Source organism: Streptomyces sp. NBC_01232 (genome assembly GCF_035989885.1).
Taxonomy (GTDB): domain Bacteria; phylum Actinomycetota; class Actinomycetes; order Streptomycetales; family Streptomycetaceae; genus Streptomyces.
Map to the genome: position 1 here is coordinate 6579728 of NZ_CP108518.1, position 22542 is coordinate 6602269.

A 22542-nucleotide genomic window follows, 5' to 3' on the forward strand; every position below is an offset into this window, starting at 1 on the left:
TTGATCACTATTGTGATTCGTGACGTTGAAATCGAAGATTCTCCTCCCGTCGTGTTTGTTGGGATGAGTGAAGGAGGTGAGGAAGGTGGGGCGGATTTCATCTTCATGGCGGACCTTCGGCACAACGATTTTCGCGAGGGAAGTAACTGGCCGGAAGGTGAATCGTATTGCGTCACAAATTCTGGCGGGCTGACTAGCTACGGAGGTGTTCTCGAGGCGGAGTTGGATTCCGGCCTTCTGCGTGTAAAATTCTCGGATCGTACGGCCGAGGTGCTTGTGTTGGCCGGTTCGGAAGTGTCCTTCCGGGTTGATGCAGAGGGTGTTGACTTCGCTCACCTCGCGACTTCATTGCGGAGGATCCTCACCTGTGGCCGGCCGGAGTATTTCCCCCGACTCGTCGGATTCGCAGACGGGCCTTAGCGTTCCTGCAGGCGTGCTGAACGAACGGTAGAAGGTAAATGGTGAGGGAACGCTGCTGGTGCGGCGTTCCCTCACCATTGTTGTAGGGGCGGCACTGCCCACCACGACGCACATGGTGGGCAGTGCTGCCCTCCCCGGCGCCGGAGGTCGGCCCCGATGCTCGCAGGTATGAACAAGCCGGATTAAACGGGCGGGGGGCTTGCGTGGCGTCGCGATGAGTTTCTGGCGGTCCGGGAGTCTGCATCTGTGGACGGACCACCGAGAAGGAGCGCGGAGACATGGGGAAGCTGACGCTGACCACCTTTGTGACGTTGGACGGCGTGATGCAGGCGCCCGGTGGGCCCGATGAGGATCCGAGCGGGGGGTTCGAGTACGGCGGGTGGGTCGCGCCGTTCGCCGACGAGGGGATGGGGGAGTTCATCACCGAGGTGTTCGGGCGGGCCGAGGCGTTTCTGCTCGGGCGGAAGACGTACGAGATCTTCGCCGCGTACTGGCCGGTGCACGACGACCCCGCCGACCCCATCCCCGCCAACCTGAACCGGCTGCACAAGTACGTCGCCTCGACCACGGTCAAGGAGCCGGCCTGGGGGCCGGTCACCGTGCTCGACGGGGAGCACCTGCAGAGCGAGATCGTGCGGGTCAAGGACGCGCTCGACGGGGAGCTCCAAGTGCACGGCAGCGGGCAGCTCGCGCAGTGGCTGCTGGCCCGCGACCTCGTTGACGAGCTGAACCTGTTGGTCTTCCCCGTGGTGCTCGGCGCCGGGCGCAGGCTCTTCCCCACCGGCGGGCTGCCGACCGCCTACGAGCTGACGAGCTCCCGCACGACGCCGGCCGGCACGGCCATTCACACGTACCGGCCCACGGGGCGGGCCGCCTTCGGCACCATCGGCGAATAGGCCGCCGTCTCTACCGGAGGTGGATCAGCGCGGGTCCAGCGCCAGCTGGACCACGCGGCCCTCGCGCAGGACCAGGAGGTCCGGGGCCTCGTTCTCGTAGTGGCGGATCCGGCCGACCGGGCCCGGCGGGCGGATGTGGGGGGCCAGGAGCAGCAGGAGGTCCTCCACGTCCGGGAGCTGTTCCTCGTGGACCTCCTGGCGGGCCGTCAGGGCCCAGCCGCCGCGGTCGGCCGGGGCGAACTCGCCCACGAGCATGCCGCCCACCCGCCACGCCGGGCCCCGGGGCGAGAACAGTCCGGCCCCCGTCAGCTGGCGCCGTACCTCCGTGAGCACGTCGTCGGGCGTGGTGTCGAGCAGGTCGAACGCCAGGTCCAGGGCGTAGAGATCAGCCATGCCGCCGATGCTACGGGTTCGCCGCTCACGGCCCGGAAAGCAGTCGCTCCGCATGATCGGCTCCGGTACGGTGTGCCCGCACCCGTGCGAGCCGCCGATGTCTCCACCCACTGAAGAGCCGTTGGAGACATCCGGTGACCGTTGCCGCCCCCGCACCCGCCCCCTTCGAAGCCACCCCCCGCCGGGCCTGGCTCGCCGATCTGCCCGTGCTGGCCGTCGCCGTCGTGTGGGGCGGCAGCTATCTCGCGGCCAAGGGCATCACCACCACCCACACCGTCGTCGCCGTGCTCGTGCTGCGGTTCGCGCTCGTGCTGCCGGTCCTGGTCGTCGCCGGGTGGGCGCGACTGCGCGCGCTGAGCCCCGCCCAGCTGCGCGGCGCCGGGCTGCTGGGCCTCGTACTCGGCGGGATCTTCCTCCTGGAGACCTACGGGGTCGTCCACACCTCCGCCACCAACGCCGGGCTGATCATCAGCTTGACCATGATCTTCACCCCGCTGGCAGAAGCGGCCGTGAGGAAGCGGGCACCCTCCGCCGGATTCCTCGGCGCCGCTGCCGTCTCCGTCCTCGGCGTCGTGCTGCTGACGCAGGGCGCCGGATTCACCGCGCCCAGCCTCGGTGACCTGCTCATCCTCGGTGCCGCTCTCGCCCGGACCCTGCACGTCCTGCTGATGGCCCGCATCGAGGCCGTCCAGGACGCCGACTCGCTGTCCCTGACCACCGTGCAGCTCGGCGCCGCGGTCCTCGTCTTCGCACTGCTGGCCTCCCTACCCGGCACCGGCGACAGCCCCTGGGCCGCCGCGGCCGACTTCGGGCCCGCCGAGTGGGCCGGGCTCGCCTTCCTCTCCGTCTTCTGCACGCTCTTCGCCTTCTTCGTGCAGATGTGGGCCGTACGCCGCACCTCGCCCTCCCGGGTCAGCCTGCTGCTCGGCACCGAGCCCCTGTGGGCGGCCGTCGCCGGTATCGCCATCGGCGGGGAGGAGACCGGCCTCCTCGGGTACGCAGGAGCCCTCCTGGTCCTCGTCGGCACCGCATGGGGGCGGCGCGCCGTGACCAACTCCTGAGCCTCCCGAGCGTGGCCGGAATACGTCGCAGCCGCAGGTGATCACCGGCCGTAGTGTGGCCCCGTGCCCCCCTTACAGAGCCGGCAGGTCCGGGAGCTCCTCCAGCCGCACCCGGCGCCGCTCCCTGCGCGAGAGCTCGCAGGCCTCCGCGATCCGGAACGCCGCCAGCGCCTCCCGGCCGTCGCACGCGTTGGTGCCCGCGCCCCGCACCAGCTGGACGAAGGCCGCCAGCTCGGCCTCGTAGGCCGGGGCGAAACGTTCGAGGAAGCCGGTCCACGGCTTGCTCGCCGGGGGCGGGCCGTGCGGTTCGGTGGAGGCGATCGGCGTCCGGTCGTCCAGGCCCACCGAGACCTGGTCCCGTTCCCCGGCCAGCTCCATCCGTACGTCGTACCCGGCGCCGTTGCACCGCGTGCCGGTGGCCGTGACCAGGGTCCCGTCGTCCAGCGTCAGCACGGCCGCCGCCGTGTCGATGTCGCCGGCCTCCCGGAACAGGGCGGGACCGGCGTCCGACCCGGCCGCGTACACCTCGACCACCTCGCGCCCGGTCACCCAGCGGACCATGTCGAAGTCGTGCACCAGGCAGTCCCGGTAGAGCCCGCCGGAGGTCGCCAGATAGGCGGCGGCCGGCGGCGCCGGATCGGCCGTCATCGTCCGGACCGTGTGCAGCCGCCCCAGGGCGCCCGAACGGACCAGCTCGCGGGCCGTGCCGTATCCCGCGTCGAACCGGCGCATGAAGCCCACCTGGAGCAGGCCGCCCGCGGCCGACACCTCCCGCAGCGCCGCCAGGGTCCGCTTCAGGTCCGGGGCCAGCGGCTTCTCGCAGAACACCGGAAGCCCGCCGCGGACCGCCCGTACGACGAGGTCCGCGTGCGCCTCGGTCGCGGAGGCCACCACGACCGCGTCGACGCCCCAGGTGAAGACCTGCTCCACGGAGGGCGCGGCTGTGGCCCCGAGCCGGTCGGCGAGTCGCGCCGCCCGCGCGGGATCGGCGTCCGCGAGCAGGAGCGAGCCCGCTTCCGGGTGACGGGCCAGAACCGTCGCGTGGAAGGACCCGATCCGGCCCGTTCCGATGAGCCCGATGCGCATGCACTCAACCTGGCCCCCCATGGGGAACCTGTCAATCCGCCCACGCATGTCAACCTGCCCGCGCGTGCCCCGATGCCCCTTCATGGTCGACTGTGGCGGATACTGAGCGGCTGGACCGGAATGGAGCCGGAATGACCGGATTGGTGACCGGCTCGACGGCGGACCGAATTGGTGACGAGGGAAGGGCGCGGCGACGTGGCTAGGGTTCGGACAGGGGTACGCGTCGTGGGCGCGGTGCTCGCGGCGGTACTGGGGGCCTCGCTCGCGGGCTGCAGCAGTACGGGTGGCAAGCGCGCCGAGGAGCGCGCGAAGGCCGCCCAGGCGGGCCGGCCCGCCGTCTCGACCCCGCGTTGGACCTTCGCGATGGTCACGCACGCGGGCGACGGCGACACCTTCTGGGACATCGTCCAGAAGGGCGCCAAGGAGGCCGCGGCGAAGGACAACATCAACTTCGTCTACGCCCACGACGACCAGGCACAGCAGCAGGCACAGTTCGTGCAGAACGCCATCGACCAGAAGGTCGACGGGATCGTCGTCAGCCTGGCCAAGCCCGAGGCCCTCAAGGACGTCCTGGCCAAGGCGGTCAAGGCCGGCATCCCGGTGATCACGGTCAACTCCGGCTCCGCCCAGTCCGCCGCGTACGGGGCACTGACCCACATCGGCCAGGACGAGGAGATCGCGGGCGAGGCCGTCGGCACCGAGCTGAACAAGCGCGGGAAGAAGCGCGCCGTCTGCGTCCTGCACGAGCAGGGCAACGTCGGCCACGAGCAGCGCTGCGCCGGGGCCAAGAAGACCTTCTCCGGCACCCTGGAGAACCTCTACGTCGAGGGCACGAACATGCCCTCCGTGCAGGCGGCCCTGCAGGCCAAGCTCCAGGCGGACCCCTCCATCGACGCGATCGTCACCCTCGGCGCACCCTTCGCCCCCACCGCCGTCAAGGCGAAGGACGCGGCGGGCAGCAAGGCCGAGGTGGACACCTTCGACCTCAACGACTCGGTGGCCCGCGACCTGAAGTCCGGCGCCCTCGGCTTCGCCGTCGACCAGCAGCCCTACCTCCAGGGCTACGAGGCCATCGACCTGCTCTGGCTCTACCGCTACAACGCGAACGTGCTCGGCGGCGGCCGCCCGGTGCTCACCGGACCGCAGATCGTCACCGCCGCCGAGGCCTCCAAGCTGGAGGAATACATCAAGCGGGGCAGCCGATGAGCACGGCCGGTCCCGCCGACGGGCTCGACGAACGGCTCGCCCCCACCTCCGCCCTGCGCAAGCTGCTCGGCCGCCCGGAGCTGGGCTCGGTGGTCGGCGCCGCCGCCGTGTTCGTCTTCTTCTCCATCGCCGCCCCCAGCTTCCTGCAGGCCTCCAGCCTCAGCACGATCCTGTACTCGGCCTCCACCATCGGGATCATGGCCGCCCCGGTGGCCCTGCTCATGATCGGCGGCGAGTTCGACCTCTCCGCGGGTGTCATGGTCACCACCTCGGCGCTGGTCAGCTCGATGTTCAGCTACCAGATGACCGCCAACGTCTGGGTCGGTGTCGGGGTGTCCCTGTTGGTCACCCTTGCCATCGGCTTCTTCAACGGGTTCATGCTGACCCGCACCAAGCTGCCGAGCTTCATCATCACGCTCGGCACCTTCCTGATGCTGACCGGCCTGAACCTCGGCTTCACCAAGCTGATCACCGGCACGGTCTCCACCAAGACCATCGCCGACATGGAGGGCTTCTCCTCCGCCCGCGCCCTCTTCGCCTCGCAGTGGAACATCGGCTCGGTCACCCTCAAGGTCACCATCCTGTGGTGGTTCGCCATCGTCGCCGTCGCCACCTGGATCCTGCTGCGCACCCGGGCCGGAAACTGGATCTTCGCCGTGGGCGGCGGGGCCGACGCGGCCCGCGCCACCGGCGTGCCCGTCGTGAAGACCCGTATCGGGCTCTACATGGGCGTCGCCCTGTGCGCGTGGATCTCCGGCCAGCACATCCTCTTCTCCTTCGACGTGGTCCAGTCGGGCGAGGGCGTCGGCAACGAGTTCCTCTACATCATCGCGGCCGTCATCGGCGGCTGTCTGATGACCGGCGGCTACGGCTCCGCCATCGGCTCGGCGGTCGGCGCCTTCATCTTCGGCATGACCAGCAACGGCATCGTGTACGCCCAGTGGAACCCGGACTGGTTCAAGTTCTTCCTCGGCGCGATGCTCCTGCTGGCCACGCTGCTCAACGCATGGGTCCGCAAGCGGGCGGAGGCGACCAAGTGACCGCGACGGAAAAGACGACGACGGAGCCCGGGGCGGCCCCCGCCCTGGTGAAGCTGACCGACGTCAGCAAGTTCTACGGCAACATCCGCGCCCTCCAGGGAGTCTCCCTGGAGGTCTCGGCGGGCGAGATCACCTGTGTCCTCGGCGACAACGGCGCCGGCAAGTCCACCCTCATCAAGATCATCGCGGGGCTGCACCGGCACGACGCCGGAACCTTCGAGATCGAGGGGGAGGAGACCGTGCTCGCCAACCCGCGCGCGGCCCTCGACCACGGCATCGCCACCGTCTACCAGGACCTCGCCGTCGTCCCGCTCATGCCCGTCTGGCGGAACTTCTTCCTCGGCTCCGAGCCCACCCGCGGCCGCGGACCCCTGCGCCGCCTCGACGTGGAGTTCATGCGACGGACCACCCGCGCCGAGCTGCTGCGCATGGGCATCGACCTGCGCGACGTGGACCAGCCCATCGGCACCCTGTCCGGCGGTGAACGGCAGTGCGTGGCCATCGCCCGCGCCGTCTACTTCGGCGCGAAGGTCCTCGTACTCGACGAGCCCACCGCCGCCCTCGGCGTCAAGCAGTCCGGAGTGGTCCTCAAGTACGTCGCGGCCGCCCGGGACGCCGGCCTCGGCGTGGTCCTCATCACGCACAACCCGCACCACGCGTACCTGGTGGGGGACCGTTTCGTCCTCCTCAAGCGCGGCACCATGGCGGGCAGTCACACCCGCAGCTCGATCACGCTCGACGAGCTCACCCGACAGATGGCGGGCGGCTCCGAGCTCGACGAGCTGAGCCACGAGCTGGAGCGAGTGGCAGAATCAGGGACAGGCACCCCGGACGCCACGGCCGGCACGGACGCCACGGACGGCGCAGCCGGTCCGGGCGGCCCGGCCGACGGGGCCCGACCGGAATCCCGAACCACCGCACCCAAGAGGGACGACACGACTCGATGAGCACGTACCGGGACTTCACGCTCACCCACCGGGGGTCGGCGCGGAGCACCGTCCTGCGGACCATCGGGAGCCGGGAGCGCCGCTCGCACCTGACGGCCCCCAGGGTCCCGACGGTCGGCATCGACATCGGCGGCACCAAGGTGATGGCCGGCGTCGTCGACGCCGACGGGATCATCCTGGAGAAGCTCCGCACCGAGACCCCGGACAAGTCCAAGAGCCCCAAGGTCGTCGAGGACACCATCGTCGAGCTGGTGCTGGACCTCTCCGACCGGCACGACGTGCACGCCGTCGGTATCGGGGCGGCCGGCTGGGTCGACGCGGACCGCTCCCGCGTCCTCTTCGCACCCCACCTGGCCTGGCGCGACGAGCCGCTGCGCGACGCGCTCCAGTCCCGGCTCGCCGTCCCGGTCATGGTCGACAACGACGCCAACACCGCCGCATGGGCGGAATGGCGCTTCGGAGCCGGGCGCGGCGAGGACCACCTGGTCATGATCACGCTCGGCACCGGCATCGGCGGGGCCATCCTCGAAGGCGGCCAGGTCAAGCGGGGCCGCTACGGGGTCGCGGGCGAGTTCGGCCATATGCAGGTCGTCCCCGGCGGCCACCGCTGCCCCTGCGGCAACCGCGGCTGCTGGGAGCAGTACAGCTCCGGAAACGCCCTGGTCCGCGAGGCGCGCGAGCTGGCCGCAGCCGACTCGCCGGTCGCGTACAACATCATCGCCAAGGTCGGCGGCAACGTCCACGAGATCACCGGACCGCTGATCACCGAGCTGGCCCGCGAGGGCGATGCCATGTGCATCGAGCTGCTCCAGGACATCGGCCAGTGGCTGGGCGTCGGCATCGCCAATCTCGCCGCCGCCCTCGACCCGTCCTGCTTCGTCATCGGCGGTGGCGTCAGCGCCGCCGACGACCTGCTGATCGGCCCCGCCCGGGACGCCTTCCGCCGCCACCTCACCGGGCGCGGCTACCGGCCCGAGGCGCGCATCGCCAAGGCCCAGCTCGGCCCCGAGGCGGGCATGGTCGGAGCGGCCGACCTCGCCCGGCTCGTCGCCCGCCGCTTCCGCCGAGCCACCCGCCGACGGGTCGAGCGGTACGAACGGTACGAGCGCTACGCGCAGCAGCTGGGCCGGCGCGACCCCGCCGCCCCCGGCCCCGAGGACCAGGACAAACAGTGAACCCGCCCACCCTGCCCCACCAGGCCTCCGCCCCCGACGCGGAAGGCTCCCCGCCGCCCACCGCCGAGGACCGCCGGCACGTCGTCAAGCGCCGCTGGATCACCGCGATCATCATCCTGCTGCTGGTCGGCGTACCCGCGGGCTACCTGGCCATCTCCACCCAGCAGAGCCGCGAGAGCGGCCGCGACAAGGCCGCCAAGATCGGTGCCTCCAAGGTGCGCCCCGGCTGGCCCTCCAAAGTGCAGCGCAGCATCTACGAGGTCCCGGTCCCGGACAAGGCCTGGCGCGTCGGGTTCCTGGAGACCAACAACTGGCGCACCAGCCGGCTGTACGTCCAGTTCGCGGTCACCCCGCCGGAACTGGACGGCTTCCTGGCCTCCCTCGGCATCCGCCGCGAGGACCTGACCCACGGGGTGTCGATCTCCGAGCACGACACCGCCGTCGCCGGCTGGAACTGGAAGCGGCAGACCGACTGGCTGGGCACCACCCTGGAACAGGACGACCCCCGGCCCAGCCGGGACATCACGGTCGACCTCACCGACCCCAAGGTCTTCAAGGTCTACGTAGTCTCCTCGACCACGCCCTAGCCTGGGATCATGAAGCTCACCAAGCGGCTGCACTCCTGCGTCCAGTTGGAGAAGGACGGGCGCACGCTCGTCATCGACCCGGGCGCCTTCAGCGAGCCGGACGCGGGCCTGGGCGCGGACGCCCTGCTGGTCACGCACGAACACCCCGACCACTTCGAGGAGGGACGGCTGCGGGCCGCCCTCGACGCCGATCCGGCGGTCCGGCTGTGGACCCTGCGCAGCGTCGCGGAGAAGCTCGCCCCCGCCTATCCGGGCCGGGTGCACACCGTCGGCCACGGCGACACCTTCACCGCGGCCGGGTTCGAGGTCCAGGTGCACGGGGAGCTGCACGCGGTGATCCACCCGGACATCCCGCGCGTCACGAACGTCGGCTTCCTCGTGGAGGGTTCCCTCTTCCACCCCGGGGACGCGCTGACGGTGCCCGGGGTCCCCGTGGACACGCTGATGCTCCCCGTGCACGCCCCCTGGAACAAGGTCTCCGAGGTGATCGACTACCTCCGCGAGGTCAAGCCGCGCCGGGCCCTCGACATCCACGACGCCTACCTGTCCGACCTCGCCCGGCCGATCTACGACTCCGCCCTGAACGCCCTCGGCGGCACCGATCACGGGCGACTCACCGCCGGGGACTGCGCCGAACTGTGACTGTCGGTGCCGGGCGGTAGGTTGGCACGTATGCGTATCGCCACCTACAACGTCAACTCCATCACCGCCCGGCTGCCGCGTCTGCTGGCCTGGCTGGAGAGCTCCGGCACGGACGTCCTGTGCATCCAGGAGACCAAGTGCTCGGCGGAGCAGTTCCCGCACGCCGAGCTGCGCGAGCTGGGCTACGAGGCGGCGGTCAACGCCACCGGTCGCTGGAACGGCGTGGCCCTGCTCTCCAAGGCAGGCCTGGAGGACGTGGTCCTGGGGCTGCCCGGCGGACCCGACTACGAGGGCGTCCAGGAGCCCCGCGCGATCTCCGCCACCTGCGGGGGCGTGCGGGTCTGGTCGGTGTACGTGCCCAACGGCCGCGAGGTGGAGCACGACCACTACGGCTACAAGCTGAACTGGTTCCGCTCCCTGGCCGCGGCCGTCGCCGAGGACGCGGCCGGCCCGCGTCCCTTCGCGGTGCTCGGCGACTTCAATGTGGCCCCGACCGACGAGGACGTCTACGACCCGGCCGTCTTCGCGGGCCTCACCCACGTCACCCCCGCCGAGCGCGCCGCCCTGGAGGCGCTGCGGGCCGCCGGGCTCTCCGACGTCTTCCCGCGCGCACTGAAGTACGACCGCCCCTACACCTTCTGGGACTACCGCCAGCTCGCCTTCCCCAAGAACCGGGGCATGCGCATCGACCTGGTCTACGGCAATGAGCCCTTCACCAAGGCCGTCACCGACTCCTTCGTCGACCGCGAGGAGCGCAAGGGCAAGGGCGCGTCGGACCACGCGCCCGTGGTCGTGGACCTGGATCTCGAGCGGTAGGCATCCGGGCCGACGGATCCAGGCGCGCCCTGTGGCCAGCGGCGGGTCCTGGTGCGACGCTGGGCGGTATGAACATCCCTTTCCTGGACAACTGGCTGAACCGACGTGAAACGGAACAGGGTGCGGGACTCGCCGCAGCGTTCGCGGTCGACCCCGAGGGTGTCGCCGAGTTGTTCTCGGAGTGCGAGATGCTGCGCAGCCAGGCAAGGGCGGCCGGGCTCGAACTCGACGAGAGCCAGGCCTCGTTGGAGGCGCTGGACCAGTTGATGCCCCGCTGGCGGCGGGACCCGGAGGCGGTGCCCTGGCTCGGCAACGACGCAGGCTTCTACCTCGGGACCGTGATCATCCGGACCATCCCGGAGGCCGCCTGGCGGGTGTGGCCCAACGGCCAGCCGGTGATCCGGCTGGCCTCGGGCCGCGAGCTGAACGTGATCGAGTCGGGGGTGTCCTGGGCGGTGACCGGATCCCCCGAGCTCAGCCAGGCGTACGCGGAGGCTTCCGAGGGCTGAAGTCGATGACCCGGCGTGTCGGAGTCGCCACTGCGCGCGAAGTACCCTTCCCCGGCTGGATAGTTTGCGCGGGACCCCCCGACACACCGACACCGACGAGTGGGCAGGGCAGTACATGGCCGTCGAACCGTTGATCGAGCTGCGCGACGTCAACAAGCACTTCGGAGAGTTGCACGTGCTGCGGGACATCAATCTCACCGTCGGCCGCGGTGAGGTGGTGGTGGTCATCGGCCCCTCCGGTTCCGGGAAGTCCACCCTGTGCCGGGCGATCAACCGGCTGGAGCCCGTCGAATCGGGCACGATCCTGCTCGACGGCGAGCCGCTGCCCGCCGAGGGCAAGGAGCTGGCCCGGCTGCGCGCCGAGGTGGGGATGGTCTTCCAGTCCTTCAACCTCTTCGCGCACAAGACCATCCTCGCCAACGTCTCGCTCGCGCAGGTCAAGGTCCGGCGGCGGGGGAGGGGCGAGGCGGACCGGCGCTCCCGGGAACTCCTGGAGCGTGTCGGCCTCGCCGACCAGGCCGCGAAGTTCCCGGCCCAGCTCTCCGGCGGCCAGCAGCAGCGCGTGGCGATCGCCCGCGCCCTCGCCATGGACCCCAAGGCCCTGCTCTTCGACGAGCCCACCTCCGCCCTCGACCCGGAGATGATCAACGAGGTGCTGGAGGTCATGCAGCAGCTCGCGCGTGAGGGCATGACCATGGTCGTGGTCACCCACGAGATGGGCTTCGCCCGCTCCGCCGCGAACCGGGTGGTCTTCATGGCGGACGGCCGGATCATCGAGGACCGCACCCCGGAGCAGTTCTTCACCGCCCCCGAGAGCGACCGGGCCAAGGACTTCCTCTCCAAGATCCTCAAGCACTGAGGGGCCGGAGCGGGGCCGTCCGGGCCCGGCCGCCGCCGTGCATCACCGCTCGCGAAGCGGCACCGAGACGTAGCTGGGGTCGCCCTGCGGCGAGGAGAAGGTCAGCTGCGCGCCGGTGGGGTTGTGCTCGATGTAGAGCGGGTCGACGGTGTCGACGACGAGGGCGAGCCGGTGGCCCGCGGGCACGTCGTAGGCGGTCGAGAAGAGCTCCAGGTCCACGCCGAAGGCCTGGCCCGGGGTCTTGCCGTGGAAGGTGTACGGGGCGTTGCTGACCAGCTTGCCGATGCCGAGCGGGCCGACGTCGTAGAGGTAGGCGACGAAGGTGCCGTCGCCCTTGGTGGGCGTGACGGTGGTGTGCAGCTTCGCGGTGCCGCGGATCCGGCGGGCCCGGTCGTAGCGCTCCGACTGCCAGACGCCGGCGAAGGCCCGGGGGAGGAGCGGGATCGAGGCGACCGGGGGCGCCTTGAAGAACTGGTCGAGGACGCTGGAGAGCAGGACCACGCCGCCGTTGGCCCCGGAGTCGACGTTCGCGAAGAGGTGCTCGCTGTCGGAGAGCGCGAGTCTCTCGGTGCCGCCGGAGCCGACCGACGCCCAGTCGGCGTAGCCCTCGTAGCCGCTGTCGCTGCGGGACTTGATCTGTACCGGGGCCTCGGTGTCGACGCCGTTGCGCTCGCCCTTGAGGTAGCGGTCGAACCAGCGGTGGGCGTTGGTCCAGGTGTCGTTGGGCAGGCCGAGCAGGCCGGTGCCCTCGGCGGTGGCGTGGTCGCCCGGCCGGAACTCCAGCCGCTTGGGGCCGGTCAGCCGCTCGTAGAACTTCGCGTACTGGTTGGGCGGGAAGATCGTGTCGCCCCAGGCGTTGCCGAGCATGATCGCGGCGCCGTTGGCGTTGATCCGGTCCACCTGCTCGGCGGCCGAGCGCTTTCTGCCCCACTCGATCATCTGCTGTTCGCGGTCCAGCCGGGAGCCCAGGAAGTCGCCCAGGATCGACTGGAGTTCGGGGCCGGGGCGGCCGGTGAGGTAGCCGGCGGCGCCGAGCAGCCCGGCGGCCTGGAGGTGCTGGGTGCGGCCCGAGTAGATGGATTCGATGAGGTCGGCCCAGCCGCTCATCGCGACCACGGCCTTGACGCGCGGGTCGTGCGCCGAGGCCAGCAGGCTGATGCCGGCGCCGTACGAGACCCCGCCCAGTCCGATGCGGTCCGCGTCGGCGGGGGTGTTGGCGAGGGCCCAGTCGATGACGGCGGAGACATCGGCGATGTCCGGCGGCCCGGCCACCTCGATCCGGCCGCCGGAGAGCCAGAAGCCCCGTGAGGTGTAACTGACCACGACATAGCCGGAGTCGGCGAGCTTCTTGGCCTGGGCGATGTATTCGATCTGCGGCATGCCCCAGCTGGTGGGCAGCACGATCAGGGGATACTTCCGGCCGCTCTGCGCTCCGGCCGGGGTGAAGACGTTGCCCTTGAGGGTGATGCCGCCGGATCCGGGGATGTCGTGAAAGCGCAGGTCCGCCGGAGCGGCCTGCGGGGCGGCGGCGGTGGTGGTGGCGGCGGGCGCGTTGGCCGCCTGGGCCTGGTGGGGGGCCAGGCCCAGGGCGGTCGCCGCCAGGAGTGCCGCCACGGCTGCGGCGGTGGTGGTGCGTTCCATCGGTCGCTCCTCGCGTGCACCGGAGTCCTGAAAGTGACCCGACGGTAACGGGAGCGGCTTACCGAAGGTAACCCGTCGGTAAGTTACGTGGTGGTAACAATTGAACGAGAGTCAGGAAGGGAGGTCCGCAGGTCAGCCGTTCTGCGGGGCGGCCGACAGGGCGCTCTTGGCCTTCCACTCGTCCCAGGAGAGGTTCCACTCGCCGTAGCCGTTGCCGATCGGAGCCTGGCCCTTGGAGCCCTCGCCGACCACCTCGAAGAGGTCGCCGACCTGGGACTGGCCGAAGAACTCCTTGGCGTTGGCGTCGCTCATCCCCACGCAGCCGGAACTGCTGTTGGAGCGGCCGAAGTTGGCCTCGTTCCACGGCGCTGCGTGCGCGTACATGCCGGACCAGGTCAGGCGCATCGAGTAATCGACCATCTTGTCGTACGCGTTGTCCAGGCCCACCGTCTGGGAGTCCATCCGGATGGTGCCCTCCTTGGTCATGATCACCATCTTCCCGGACCAGGAGGCCTTCTTGCCGCCGGGAGTGCCGGCCGAGATCGGGATCGCCTTCTGCGCCTGGCCGTCCTCGGTCACCGTCAACTTCTTGGAGTCGAGGCTGACCTGGACCCGGCGGTCCTTGCCGATCTTGAACTCGGTGTTGTAGTCGCGCGCGAACAGCCCGCCGCCCTTGCCGGAGTCGACCCCGTTCAGTTGCATGTCGACCTTCACGTCCGTGCCGGACTTCCAGTAGTCCTTGGGCCGCCAGTCGACGCGGTCCTTGCCGTCGTGGTCCTTCATCCAGCCCCAGGAACCCTCGGTGTTGTCCGAGGTGGTGACCTTGAGCTGCTTCTCCACGTCGGCCTTGTTCGTCACCGGGTTGTCGAAGACGAGGGACACCGGCATCGCCACGCCCACCGTGCTGCCCTTGGAGATGTTGATCGAGACCTTGTTCACCTTGTCGGCGGGGCCGGTCTTGAACTGCGTGGTGGCGCTCTGGCTGTCGGTGTTCTGGGCCTCGACCTTGTACTCCGCACCGGGCGGGGCGTTGCGCTCCGAGGTCCAGGACTTCCCGTCGTCGGATATCTTCCCCGGCAGCTCCGCGCCCTTGGCGTCGGTCACCTTCACCTGCGCCAGCTTGCCCTCGGCGACGGTCACCGTCACCGGCTGACCCGCCTTGACCTGATCGCCCGTGAGGTTCACCGAGACCGCCATGGGCGCCTTCGGCTTCGACTCTTCCTTGCCCTTGTCGTCGCTCGCGCCGTCACTCCCGCCCGAGCAGGCGGTCAGCGCGGCGGCCAGGAGTGCGGTGCCCGCAATGGCGGTGCGGCGTGTGCGGCTCAACGAAGGGCCCCTTCGAGTCGTGATGGTGTGAACGTCCGCAAAAGGAGATGCGGACGAGTCGACTTTAGGTTCCGCAATCCGGGGAAAAGCTCTTCGATTCGCTTGTGACGTCGACCGCAGCGAAACGGTCATCGTCCGGTCACAATCGCCGCGCACGTCGGTCACGGGCGCCTGTGACAGTCCTGTGAGAGACCGTCAGGACGACAGGGAGGCCGTCAGCCGTGTGTGCACTGCTCGTGAACCCAGCTCAGCAGGACCGTGACCAGGACCGGGGGCTCCGGGTGCGCACCCTGTCCATGTCCGAGTACCAGGCGTTCCTTTCCCGCCACGGCGGGGCCAGTTTTCTCCAGTACCCGTCCTGGGCCCGCGTAAAGGACCTCTGGCGGTCGGAAAAGGTCGGATGGCACTATCCGGACGGTGAGATTCAGGGTGCGGGACTCGTTCTCTACCGGCAATTCCCCGGCACCCGGAAATACTTCGCCTACCTTCCCGAGGGCCCCGTCGCGGACTGGTCCGACCCGCACATAGACCGCTGGCTCACCCCGCTCATGCGTCACCTGCGCACCTCCGGCGCCTTCGCCGTCCGCATCGGACCCACCCCCGCCTACCGCCGCTGGGACGCGGCCACCGCCAAGTCCGGCGCCGGGCCCGGCCGGCAGATATCCGACGTCCTCGCCACCGAGGTCGACCCGGTGGGCGCGGCCCTCGCCGACCGGCTGCGCACCCGGGGCTGGACGCGCTGCGGCGGCGAGGACGACGGCGACGCGCAGCCCCGGCACGTCTTCCGCGTACCGCTGGCCGGCCGCACCCTCGACGACGTGTGGGCGGGCCTCAACCAGGAATGGCGGCGCAACGTCCGCAAGGCCGAGAAGGCCGGTGTGCAGACGGTCATCGGCACCTTCGCGGACCTGCCCGAGTTCTACCGGCTGCTGCGCATCACCGAGGAGCGCGACGGATTCAGGCTCGGCCGCTCCCTCGCCTACTACGAGCAGCAGTACAAGGTCCTCAACGAGGAGGAGCCCGGCCGAATGCGGCTCTACCTGGGCGTCCACCAGGGGGAGATCCTCGCCGCCCACACGATGATCACCGCCGGGAAGCGGGTCTGGTACCAGACCGGCGCCTCCGCCGACCACCGGCGCGAAGTGCGGCCCAGCAACGCCCTGCAGTGGCGCATGATGTCCGACGCCCATGCCCTCGGGGCGGAGGAGTACGACATGCGCGGGGTACCCTCCACCCTCGACCCCTCGGCGCGTTCGTACGGTCTGCTGCGCTGGAAGCTCGGCACCGGCGGGCAGGTCGTCGAGACACTGGGAGAGTGGGAGACAGCGATGGACGGAGTCGCCAACACGGCGCTCTACAAGGCGTTCCAGGCATATCTGGCCCGCCGGTGACAGCCACGCACACCGGAACCGATGCCGAGACCGACACCGCCCCGGGCACCGGCACCGCCCACGGCACCGGCACCGGAGCGGGCGCCCCGGACACCGGCAGCGCCGGCACCGGCGCCACACCGGCGAAGACCTCGGTGCTGCGCAGCGGCGCGCTCATGGCGGCCGGTTCCATCGTCTCCCGCGCCACCGGCTTCGTCCGCTCCGCCGTCGTCGTCGCGGCGCTGGGCACCGGACTCCTCGGTGACGGTTACGCCGTCGCCAACACGGTCCCGAACATCATCTACATGCTGCTCATCGGCGGCGCGCTCAACGCCGTCTTCGTGCCCGAACTCGTCCGGGCCGCCAAGGAGCACGCGGACGGCGGATCCGCCTACACCGACCGCCTGCTCACCGCCTGCACCGCGGCCCTCGTCGCGCTCACCGCCGTCGCGGTCCTCGCCGCCCCGGTGATCGTCTCGGTGTACACCCCCTACAGCGGGGCCCAGGCGAGCACCACCGTGGCCCTGGCCCGGTACTGCCTGCCGCAGATCCTCTTCTACGGGCTCTTCACCCTCCTCGGGCAGGTGCTGAACGCCCGCGGCCGGTTCGGCGCGATGATGTGGACCCCGGTCCTCAACAACCTCGTGATCATCGGCGTCTTCGGGCTCTTCCTCTACGTCTCCCACGACGCGGCGGGCGGCCTCACCGCCGCCGAGACCCGGCTCCTGGGCCTCGGCACCACCCTCGGCATCGTCATCCAGGCCCTCGCCCTCGTCCCCTCGCTGCGCGCCGCCCGCTTCCGCTGGCGCCCCCGCTTCGACTGGCGCGGCAGCGGCCTCGGCCGCCCCCTGCGCAACGCGGGCTGGACCGTCATGCTCGTCCTCACCAACCAGATCGCCTACTGGGTCGTCACCCGGCTCTCCACCACCACCGGCCGGCACGCCGTGGACGCCGGACTCGCGGGCGGCGCCGGCTACACCGCCTACAGCAACGCCTACCAGCTGTGGATCGTCCCGCAGGGCATCATCACCGTCTCCCTCGTGACCGCCCTGATGCCGCGGATGAGTTCGGCCGCCGCCGAGGGCGACCTCGCCGCCGTGCGCCGTGACGTCTCCTACGCCCTGCGCTCCAGCGCCGCCCTCGTCGTGCCCGCCGCCGCGCTCTTCGCCGCCCTCGCCCCCTGGGTGATGGGCAGCGTCTTCGAGTACGGCCGCACGGGCGCCGCCGACATCGAGGTCATGGCGGGCATGCTCATCGCCTTCGCGCCCGGCCTGATCGCCTTTTCCGCGCAGTACGTCCTCTCCCGCGGCTTCTACGCCCTCTCCGACACCAGGACCCCCTTCTTCCTCAACCTGGTCATCGCCGCGCTCACCGCCGGACTGTCGGCCGCCGCCTACTTCGCGCTGTCCCCGCGCTGGGCGGTCACCGGCATGGCCGCGGCCTCCTCCGTCGCCTTCGTCGCGGGCGCCGCCGTCACCGCGTACACGCTCACCCGCAGGCTCGGCCCGCGCACGGGAACCCGTACCGAACGGCGCGCGAGTGCCGTACGCACCCATGTGCGGCTGCTGGTCGCCTGCGTCCCGGCGGCCGTCGCCGGTTACGCGGCCGCCCGGGCCGCCGACGGCCTCGGCAACTTCGCCGCGGTCGGGGCGGGAACCGTCGCGCTGGCGCTGGTCGTCGTACTCCTCGCCGGGCCGTTGCGCCTGACGGAGATCAACGACCTGCTGAACTCCCTGCGGCGCAAGACCGGCCGGTAGGGGGAGCCGAGGCCACGCACCACCTTGGGATACTGACCGGATGCCACGCGTACTGCTGATCGAGGACGACCCATCCATCCGCGAGGGCGTGGCCCTGGGCCTGCGCCGCCGGGGCCACGAGGTGAGCTCCGCAGAGACCGGTGAGGAGGGGCTCGCCCTGATGCGCGCCTTCCGTCCCGAGCTGGTCCTGCTCGACCTGATGCTGCCCGGCATCAACGGGGTCCAGGTCTGCCGCCGCATCCGGGAGACCAGTCAGGTGCCGATCATCATGCTCACCGCACGCGGCGACGACTTCGACATAGTCATCGGCCTGGAGGCCGGCGCCGACGACTACATCGTCAAACCCGCCCGCACCGAGGTCATCGAGGCCCGCATCAAAGCCGTACTGCGCCGTCTCAGCGACCCCGTGGGCGCCCGCCCCGGGCTCGAGCACCACGGTGAGCTGACCATCGACCGGGCCGGGCTGAGCGTCGCCAAGAACGGCGAGCGCGTCCCCCTCGCCCCCAGCGAGATCAAGCTCCTGCTGCACCTGTCGGCCTCGCCCGAGCAGGTCTTCTCCCGCCAGCAGCTCCTCGAGTACGTCTGGGACCACAGCTACCACGCCGACGCCCGGCTCGTGGACGCCTGCGTCCGCCGGCTGCGCCACAAGGTCGAGGACCCCGACGCGAGCCCCCGCTACATACAGACCGTGCGCGGCTTCGGCTACCGCTTCGGCCCCCTGTAGGCCGTGGTGAGACGCATAGCGCCGCTCGGCCTGCGCACCCGGCTGATCGCGGCCTTCCTGCTGGTCGCCGCCATCAGCGCGGGGACCACCGCCGCCCTCACCTACCAGCAGGCGCGCAACGCGATTCTCAAACAGACCCAGGACACCGCCGTCAGCAGCCTGCGGGACCAGATCGAGCAGCAGGAATTCCGCATGCCGATGGACCAGCAGGAGCTCCAGCGCATCGTCATCGAACTCGGCAAACGCGGCAAACCGCACCCCTGGATCGTCTTCGGCGAGTACGGCAGCGTGCGGGTCTCCACCAACCCCGGCACGCCCACCTCCGGCGTGATCACCGACGACCTGCGCAACAAGGTCCGCAGGAACCCGTACACCGCCTTCCAGCGGGTCGAGGACAGCCGCGGCAACCCGTGGCTCACGATCGGCGTCCCCGCCCTCTTCACGCACAACGGCTACACCGAGGCCACCGGTGTCGTCTTCTACGCCAGCGTGCCGCTCTCCGCCGAGAAGCTGACCGTCGAGGCCATGGTCGATGCCGCCCAGCAGGGCGCCGTCCCGGGGCTGGCCATCGCCATCGTGCCCGCACTGCTCGCCGCCCGCAGCGTGCTGCGGCCGGTCCGCGACATGCGCCGGGCCGCCCAGCACCTCGGCCGCGGCCGGCTCGACACCCGCATCGAGGTCCGGGGCGCCGACGAACTCGCCGGGCTCGCCCGCACCTTCAACGAGACCGCCCGCGCCCTGGAGGAGTCCGTGCGCGAGCTCCAGGACGCGGAGGTCCGGGCCCGCCGCTTCGCCTCCGACGTCTCCCACGAACTGCGCACGCCCCTGGCCGGAATGCTCGCCGTCACCGAGGTCCTCGACGAGGACGCCGAGCGCCTCGACGCCGACACCGCCAAGGCCCTGCGCCTGGTCAGCGCCGAGACGGGCAAACTCGCCGTCCTCGTCGAGGACCTGATGGAGATCTCGCGCTTCGACGCCCGCGCCGCCGAGCTCAACCTCGACGACGTGGACATCGCCGAAGCCGTGCGCAAGACGCTCGAACGCCGCCACTGGGTCGACGACCGCGTCGTCACCGTGCTGCCGGACGGGGTACGGGCCCGGCTCGATCCGCGCCGCTTCGACGTGGTCCTCGCCAACCTCGTCGGCAACGCCCTGCGGCACGGCGGCGCTCCCGTGCACGTCACCGTACGGACCGCACCGGGGAGCGACGGCGAACGGCTGCTGATCGACGTCGCCGACAGTGGACCCGGCATCGCCCCCGAGGTGCTGCCGCACATCTTCGACCGCTTCTTCAAGGCCGACGCGGCAAGGACCCGGTCCGCCGGCAGCGGCCTCGGGCTCGCCATCACCCTGGAGAACGTCCGCCTGCACGGCGGCACTCTCCTCGCGGGCAACGGACCCTCCGGGGGAGCGCTCTTCACCCTCGACATGCCGCTGGAGGCCCGCGCATGAAAGGCCCGCGCATGACAGGCCCGTGGCCGCGACGCCCCCGTACGGGATCCCGGGCCGCCGCGGCCACGGCGGTGCTGCTGAGCTGCGGCCTCCTGCTCACCGGATGCGGGATCAAGCGCACCGGGGTGATCGAGAGCGGCCACGCCGCCGCCATCAAGATCCCCGGCGGCAAGAACGCGGCCGTCCTCTACTTCGTCTCCAAGGAGGGCGACCGGCTCGTCCCGGTCCCCTTCACGATCGGCACCGACTACACCCTCGCGCCCGTACCGCTCCTGCGGCTGCTGCTGAACGGTCCCAGCGGTGTGGCCCGCGCGGCCGGGCTCACCACGGCGCTGCCCGAGGTGCCCAACGACCGGACGGACAAGGCGACAGTGAGCCCGCCCGTGCAGGGCAACGAACTGACGGTCACGGTGCCGTTCGCCGTCGGCGGCCTCTCGGCGCTGGCCCGCAACCAGGTGGTGTGCACCATCGGCGTCTCCACCGTGCCGGACACCCTCAGCCCCGTGGCCCTGCAGGGCACCGACACCACCCTCCCGGCCGCCGACTGCGATCTGCAGCCCTGACGGGCGCGGCCCCGACGCGCGGCCCCGGCGCACCCGGCGGGGGCGCTCTTGCGGCCGGGGCCGCACACCCGTCACGGTGACCCCATGGACCACGCCGCGGACGTCCCCGACGTCTTCGACCCCCGCATCTACGCCTCCGGCGTCCCGCACGAGCGCTACCGGCTGCTGCGCGAGCGGCACCCCGTGGCCTGGCAGGCCGAGCCGGAGATCCAGGGCTGGTCCGCCGGCCCCGGATTCTGGGCGGTCACCCGGCACGCCGACGTCGTGCGGGTCCTGCGCGACCACCGGACGTACTCCTCCTGGCTGGGCGCCACCCAGATCCGCGACCCCGACCCGGCCGACCTGCCGTTCCTGCGCCGCACCATGCTCAACCAGGATCCGCCCGCCCACGGCAGGCTGCGCCGGCTCGTCGCCCGCGCCTTCACCCCCGCCCGAGTCGACGCCTTCACCGGGCGGGTACGAAACCGGGCGCGCGACCTGCTGGCCGCCGCCCGGGAGGGCGCCGAGGACGGCGCCGCCGACCTCGTGCGCACCGTCACCGACGAGTACGCGCTGCTGAACCTCACCGACCTGCTGGGCGTCCCGGCCGCCGACCGGGCCCTGCTGCTGGAGTGGACCGTACGGATCATCGGCTACCAGGACCCCGACGACGCCCCGCCGCCGGTCCTCGGGCCGGACGGCAAGCCGCTCAACCCGCGCTCCCCGGCCCTGCTCGGCGAGATGTTCGCGTACGCCCGCGAACTGGCCGCCCACAAGCGCGCCCACCCGGGCGACGACGTGATGACCGCCCTCGCCGAAGCCGGACTCGACCCGGCCGAACTGGAGATGTTCTTCTTCCTGCTCACCGTCGCCGGCAACGACACCGTGCGCAGCGCCGCCCCCGGTGGCCTGCTCGCGCTGGCCCGGCACCCGGACGCCTACCGCCGCCTCGCGGACGGATCCGTCCCCTTCGACCAGGCCGTCGACGAACTCCTGCGCGTCCATCCGCCGGTGCTCAGCTTCCGCCGCACCGCCGCCGTCGACACCGAACTGGCCGGGCAGCCGATCCGCGCCGGGGACAAGGTGGTGGTCTTCCACGCCTCCGCCAACCACGACGAGCGCGTCTTCACCGACCCCGGGCGCCTGGACCCGTCCCGGACGCCCAACCCGCACGTCTCCTTCGGGGACGGCCCGCACGTCTGCCTCGGCGCCCACTTCGCCCGGCTCCAGCTGCGCGTCCTCTACGAACAGTGGTGCGTGGCCATGCCCCCGCCGGAACTGGTCGGCCCGCCGCGCCGGCTGGTGTCCAACTTCATCAACGGGATCACGCGGCTGCCGGTTCGGGTGTCAGGGCGGCCCGGGTGACGTCGGCCACGAGCTCGGTCACATCGGGGCCGTACGCATGGGAGTTGATCACCTTCAGGACCAGGCAGAAGGGGTCCGTGCCGTACTTGCGGGCCAGCTGTCCGTGGTTGCGGGCCAGGAAGCGGGCCGCTGCCTGGTTGCTGACTGCGGTCTGCCCGGACAGCAGGAACACCGGCCGGCCGCCCTCCCCGCCCGCGAGCCGGGCCAGCACCACGTGCTCCACCCGGTCCTTGTCCCACCGGTAGCTCTCCCCGCCCACCACGATGGCGCCGCGGTCCTCGTGCTCCCGGCTGTCGATGTTGACCCGCACCCCCGGCAGCATGGAGGCCAGGTGGGCCACCGTACGGGTGTTGGAGGTGGGGCCGCCGACGCAGAACTCGGCGCGCTCGCCGAAGCCCTGACGCGCCTCGTCGTGCGTGACGATCTGGACGTTCGCCCCGCAGTCCTTGATCAGGGCGGATATCTCCAGCAGGGCGAAGGCGTCGTTGCGGTGCACCGACGATTCCTTGCCGCCCATCTGCCGGTTGACCACGAACAGGCAGTCGGAACCGGTCGGCAGCCCGAAGAACACCTGCTTGCGGCGCAGCGTGCGGCGCCACAGATAGGTCCGGGCGAACCAGCCGAACCCGCCGCTGAGGGCGGTGGCTATCACCCCGAGCACGATGTTGCGCACGTCGTCGTTCATGCGGCGGATGGTAGCGGCCGCCCGGCCGTCCTGACGCGGGGGG

At 71.0% G+C, this 22542-nt stretch carries 23 protein-coding genes; 18 read left to right on the forward strand and 5 right to left on the reverse strand.

Translation table 11 applies throughout. From position 1 onward, the window contains the following. Together OG444_RS30315 and OG444_RS30320 are read left to right on the forward strand one after the other, a co-directional pair. Positions 1–420, forward strand: a complete 420-nt coding sequence (locus OG444_RS30315) for a hypothetical protein (protein WP_327265177.1) — start codon at positions 1–3, stop codon at positions 418–420. A gap of 278 nt (positions 421–698) precedes the next feature. Continuing rightward, positions 699–1316, forward strand: a complete 618-nt coding sequence (locus OG444_RS30320) for a dihydrofolate reductase family protein (protein WP_327265178.1) — start codon at positions 699–701, stop codon at positions 1314–1316. A 24-nt stretch (positions 1317–1340) separates the two neighbouring features. Here the strand turns inward: OG444_RS30320 and OG444_RS30325 are convergent, their stop codons facing one another. Beyond that, positions 1341–1709 (reverse strand): hypothetical protein, encoded by a 369-nt coding sequence (locus tag OG444_RS30325; RefSeq protein WP_327265179.1) that lies wholly within the window; start codon positions 1707–1709, stop codon positions 1341–1343. A 134-nt stretch (positions 1710–1843) separates the two neighbouring features. On the opposite strand from OG444_RS30325, the gene OG444_RS30330 reads away from it, so the two are divergent. Next, complete coding sequence (locus OG444_RS30330) at positions 1844–2770, forward strand: DMT family transporter (protein WP_327265180.1); 927 nt, start codon at positions 1844–1846, stop codon at positions 2768–2770. A 72-nt stretch (positions 2771–2842) separates the two neighbouring features. On the opposite strand, the gene OG444_RS30335 is transcribed toward OG444_RS30330, so the two are convergent. Further along, entirely contained in the window at positions 2843–3856 is a 1014-nt protein-coding gene (locus OG444_RS30335) for a Gfo/Idh/MocA family protein (protein WP_327265181.1), read from the reverse strand. Between the two features lie 195 nt (positions 3857–4051). Here OG444_RS30335 and OG444_RS30340 point away from each other — a divergent pair, with 195 nt between their 5' ends. The 9 genes from OG444_RS30340 to OG444_RS30380 all read left to right on the forward strand — a co-directional run bounded on the left by OG444_RS30340 (position 4052) and on the right by OG444_RS30380 (position 11637). Continuing rightward, entirely contained in the window at positions 4052–5062 is a 1011-nt protein-coding gene (locus OG444_RS30340) for a sugar ABC transporter substrate-binding protein (RefSeq protein ID WP_442810648.1), read from the forward strand. Further along, positions 5059–6102 (forward strand): ABC transporter permease, encoded by a 1044-nt coding sequence (locus OG444_RS30345; RefSeq protein WP_327265183.1) that lies wholly within the window; start codon positions 5059–5061, stop codon positions 6100–6102. The genes OG444_RS30340 and OG444_RS30345 overlap by 4 nt, the downstream gene beginning before the upstream one ends. After that, positions 6099–7049 (forward strand): ATP-binding cassette domain-containing protein, encoded by a 951-nt coding sequence (locus OG444_RS30350; RefSeq protein ID WP_327265184.1) that lies wholly within the window; start codon positions 6099–6101, stop codon positions 7047–7049. The genes OG444_RS30345 and OG444_RS30350 overlap by 4 nt, the downstream gene beginning before the upstream one ends. Next, positions 7046–8224, forward strand: coding sequence for an ROK family glucokinase (locus OG444_RS30355; protein WP_327265185.1), 1179 nt, complete (start codon positions 7046–7048; stop codon positions 8222–8224). The genes OG444_RS30350 and OG444_RS30355 overlap by 4 nt, the downstream gene beginning before the upstream one ends. Beyond that, positions 8221–8811: a hypothetical protein gene (locus OG444_RS30360; protein WP_327265186.1), complete on the forward strand. Its 591-nt coding sequence runs from the start codon at positions 8221–8223 to the stop codon at positions 8809–8811. Before OG444_RS30355 ends, OG444_RS30360 begins: the two co-directional genes overlap by 4 nt. Positions 8812–8820: 9 nt before the next feature. Further along, on the forward strand, positions 8821–9453 hold the full coding sequence (locus OG444_RS30365) for an MBL fold metallo-hydrolase (RefSeq protein ID WP_327265187.1): 633 nt from the start codon (positions 8821–8823) through the stop codon (positions 9451–9453). A gap of 30 nt (positions 9454–9483) precedes the next feature. Then, a complete protein-coding gene (locus tag OG444_RS30370) occupies positions 9484–10269 on the forward strand; it encodes an exodeoxyribonuclease III (RefSeq protein WP_327265188.1) in 786 nt (261 codons plus the stop codon). Positions 10270–10337: 68 nt separating this feature from the next. Then, complete coding sequence (locus OG444_RS30375; protein WP_327265189.1) at positions 10338–10778, forward strand: DUF6278 family protein; 441 nt, start codon at positions 10338–10340, stop codon at positions 10776–10778. 115 nt (positions 10779–10893) lie between these two features. Further along, positions 10894–11637 carry an amino acid ABC transporter ATP-binding protein gene (locus OG444_RS30380; RefSeq protein ID WP_327265190.1) on the forward strand — a complete coding sequence of 248 codons (744 nt, stop codon included), beginning with the start codon at positions 10894–10896 and terminating at the stop codon, positions 11635–11637. A gap of 42 nt (positions 11638–11679) precedes the next feature. Here the strand turns inward: OG444_RS30380 and OG444_RS30385 are convergent, their stop codons facing one another. Both OG444_RS30385 and OG444_RS30390 read right to left on the reverse strand, forming a co-directional pair. Next, the gene (locus OG444_RS30385) at positions 11680–13278 is read right to left on the reverse strand and encodes a CocE/NonD family hydrolase (RefSeq protein WP_327265191.1); all 1599 of its coding nucleotides are present in this window, start codon (positions 13276–13278) and stop codon (positions 11680–11682) included. 132 nt (positions 13279–13410) lie between these two features. Further along, positions 13411–14604, reverse strand: a complete 1194-nt coding sequence (locus OG444_RS30390; protein WP_327265192.1) for a L,D-transpeptidase — start codon at positions 14602–14604, stop codon at positions 13411–13413. A 221-nt stretch (positions 14605–14825) separates the two neighbouring features. Between OG444_RS30390 and OG444_RS30395 the strand changes: the two genes are divergently transcribed. The 6 genes from OG444_RS30395 to OG444_RS30420 all read left to right on the forward strand — a co-directional run bounded on the left by OG444_RS30395 (position 14826) and on the right by OG444_RS30420 (position 21814). Further along, complete coding sequence (locus tag OG444_RS30395; protein ID WP_442810650.1) at positions 14826–15995, forward strand: lipid II:glycine glycyltransferase FemX; 1170 nt, start codon at positions 14826–14828, stop codon at positions 15993–15995. Then, positions 15992–17731 carry a murein biosynthesis integral membrane protein MurJ gene (gene murJ / locus OG444_RS30400; RefSeq protein ID WP_442810651.1) on the forward strand — a complete coding sequence of 580 codons (1740 nt, stop codon included), beginning with the start codon at positions 15992–15994 and terminating at the stop codon, positions 17729–17731. The genes OG444_RS30395 and murJ overlap by 4 nt, the downstream gene beginning before the upstream one ends. A gap of 40 nt (positions 17732–17771) precedes the next feature. Then, entirely contained in the window at positions 17772–18455 is a 684-nt protein-coding gene (locus OG444_RS30405; RefSeq protein ID WP_327265193.1) for a response regulator transcription factor, read from the forward strand. A 3-nt stretch (positions 18456–18458) separates the two neighbouring features. Next, entirely contained in the window at positions 18459–19907 is a 1449-nt protein-coding gene (locus OG444_RS30410) for an ATP-binding protein (protein WP_442810652.1), read from the forward strand. A gap of 11 nt (positions 19908–19918) precedes the next feature. Continuing rightward, positions 19919–20470: a hypothetical protein gene (locus OG444_RS30415; RefSeq protein WP_327265194.1), complete on the forward strand. Its 552-nt coding sequence runs from the start codon at positions 19919–19921 to the stop codon at positions 20468–20470. Between the two features lie 84 nt (positions 20471–20554). Beyond that, entirely contained in the window at positions 20555–21814 is a 1260-nt protein-coding gene (locus OG444_RS30420; protein WP_327265195.1) for a cytochrome P450, read from the forward strand. Here OG444_RS30420 and OG444_RS30425 read toward each other — a convergent pair. After that, positions 21774–22499 (reverse strand): hypothetical protein, encoded by a 726-nt coding sequence (locus tag OG444_RS30425; protein ID WP_327265196.1) that lies wholly within the window; start codon positions 22497–22499, stop codon positions 21774–21776. The genes OG444_RS30420 and OG444_RS30425 overlap by 41 nt on opposite strands. Positions 22500–22542 lie beyond the last annotated feature (43 nt).

Bases quoted from the DNA above. Each gene is read 5' to 3' on its own strand.
- OG444_RS30320 (WP_327265178.1), top strand. From the start codon at position 699: ATGGGGAAGCTGACGCTGACCACCTTTGTGACGTTGGACGGCGTGATG.
- OG444_RS30325 (WP_327265179.1), bottom strand. From the start codon at position 1,709: ATGGCTGATCTCTACGCCCTGGACCTGGCGTTCGACCTGCTCGACACC.
- OG444_RS30335 (WP_327265181.1), bottom strand. From the start codon at position 3,856: ATGCGCATCGGGCTCATCGGAACGGGCCGGATCGGGTCCTTCCACGCG.
- OG444_RS30345 (WP_327265183.1), top strand. From the start codon at position 5,059: ATGAGCACGGCCGGTCCCGCCGACGGGCTCGACGAACGGCTCGCCCCC.
- OG444_RS30355 (WP_327265185.1), top strand. From the start codon at position 7,046: ATGAGCACGTACCGGGACTTCACGCTCACCCACCGGGGGTCGGCGCGG.
- OG444_RS30365 (WP_327265187.1), top strand. From the start codon at position 8,821: ATGAAGCTCACCAAGCGGCTGCACTCCTGCGTCCAGTTGGAGAAGGAC.
- OG444_RS30370 (WP_327265188.1), top strand. From the start codon at position 9,484: ATGCGTATCGCCACCTACAACGTCAACTCCATCACCGCCCGGCTGCCG.
- OG444_RS30375 (WP_327265189.1), top strand. From the start codon at position 10,338: ATGAACATCCCTTTCCTGGACAACTGGCTGAACCGACGTGAAACGGAA.
- OG444_RS30380 (WP_327265190.1), top strand. From the start codon at position 10,894: ATGGCCGTCGAACCGTTGATCGAGCTGCGCGACGTCAACAAGCACTTC.
- OG444_RS30385 (WP_327265191.1), bottom strand. From the start codon at position 13,278: ATGGAACGCACCACCACCGCCGCAGCCGTGGCGGCACTCCTGGCGGCG.
- OG444_RS30405 (WP_327265193.1), top strand. From the start codon at position 17,772: ATGCCACGCGTACTGCTGATCGAGGACGACCCATCCATCCGCGAGGGC.
- OG444_RS30415 (WP_327265194.1), top strand. From the start codon at position 19,919: ATGACAGGCCCGTGGCCGCGACGCCCCCGTACGGGATCCCGGGCCGCC.
- OG444_RS30420 (WP_327265195.1), top strand. From the start codon at position 20,555: ATGGACCACGCCGCGGACGTCCCCGACGTCTTCGACCCCCGCATCTAC.
- OG444_RS30425 (WP_327265196.1), bottom strand. From the start codon at position 22,499: ATGAACGACGACGTGCGCAACATCGTGCTCGGGGTGATAGCCACCGCC.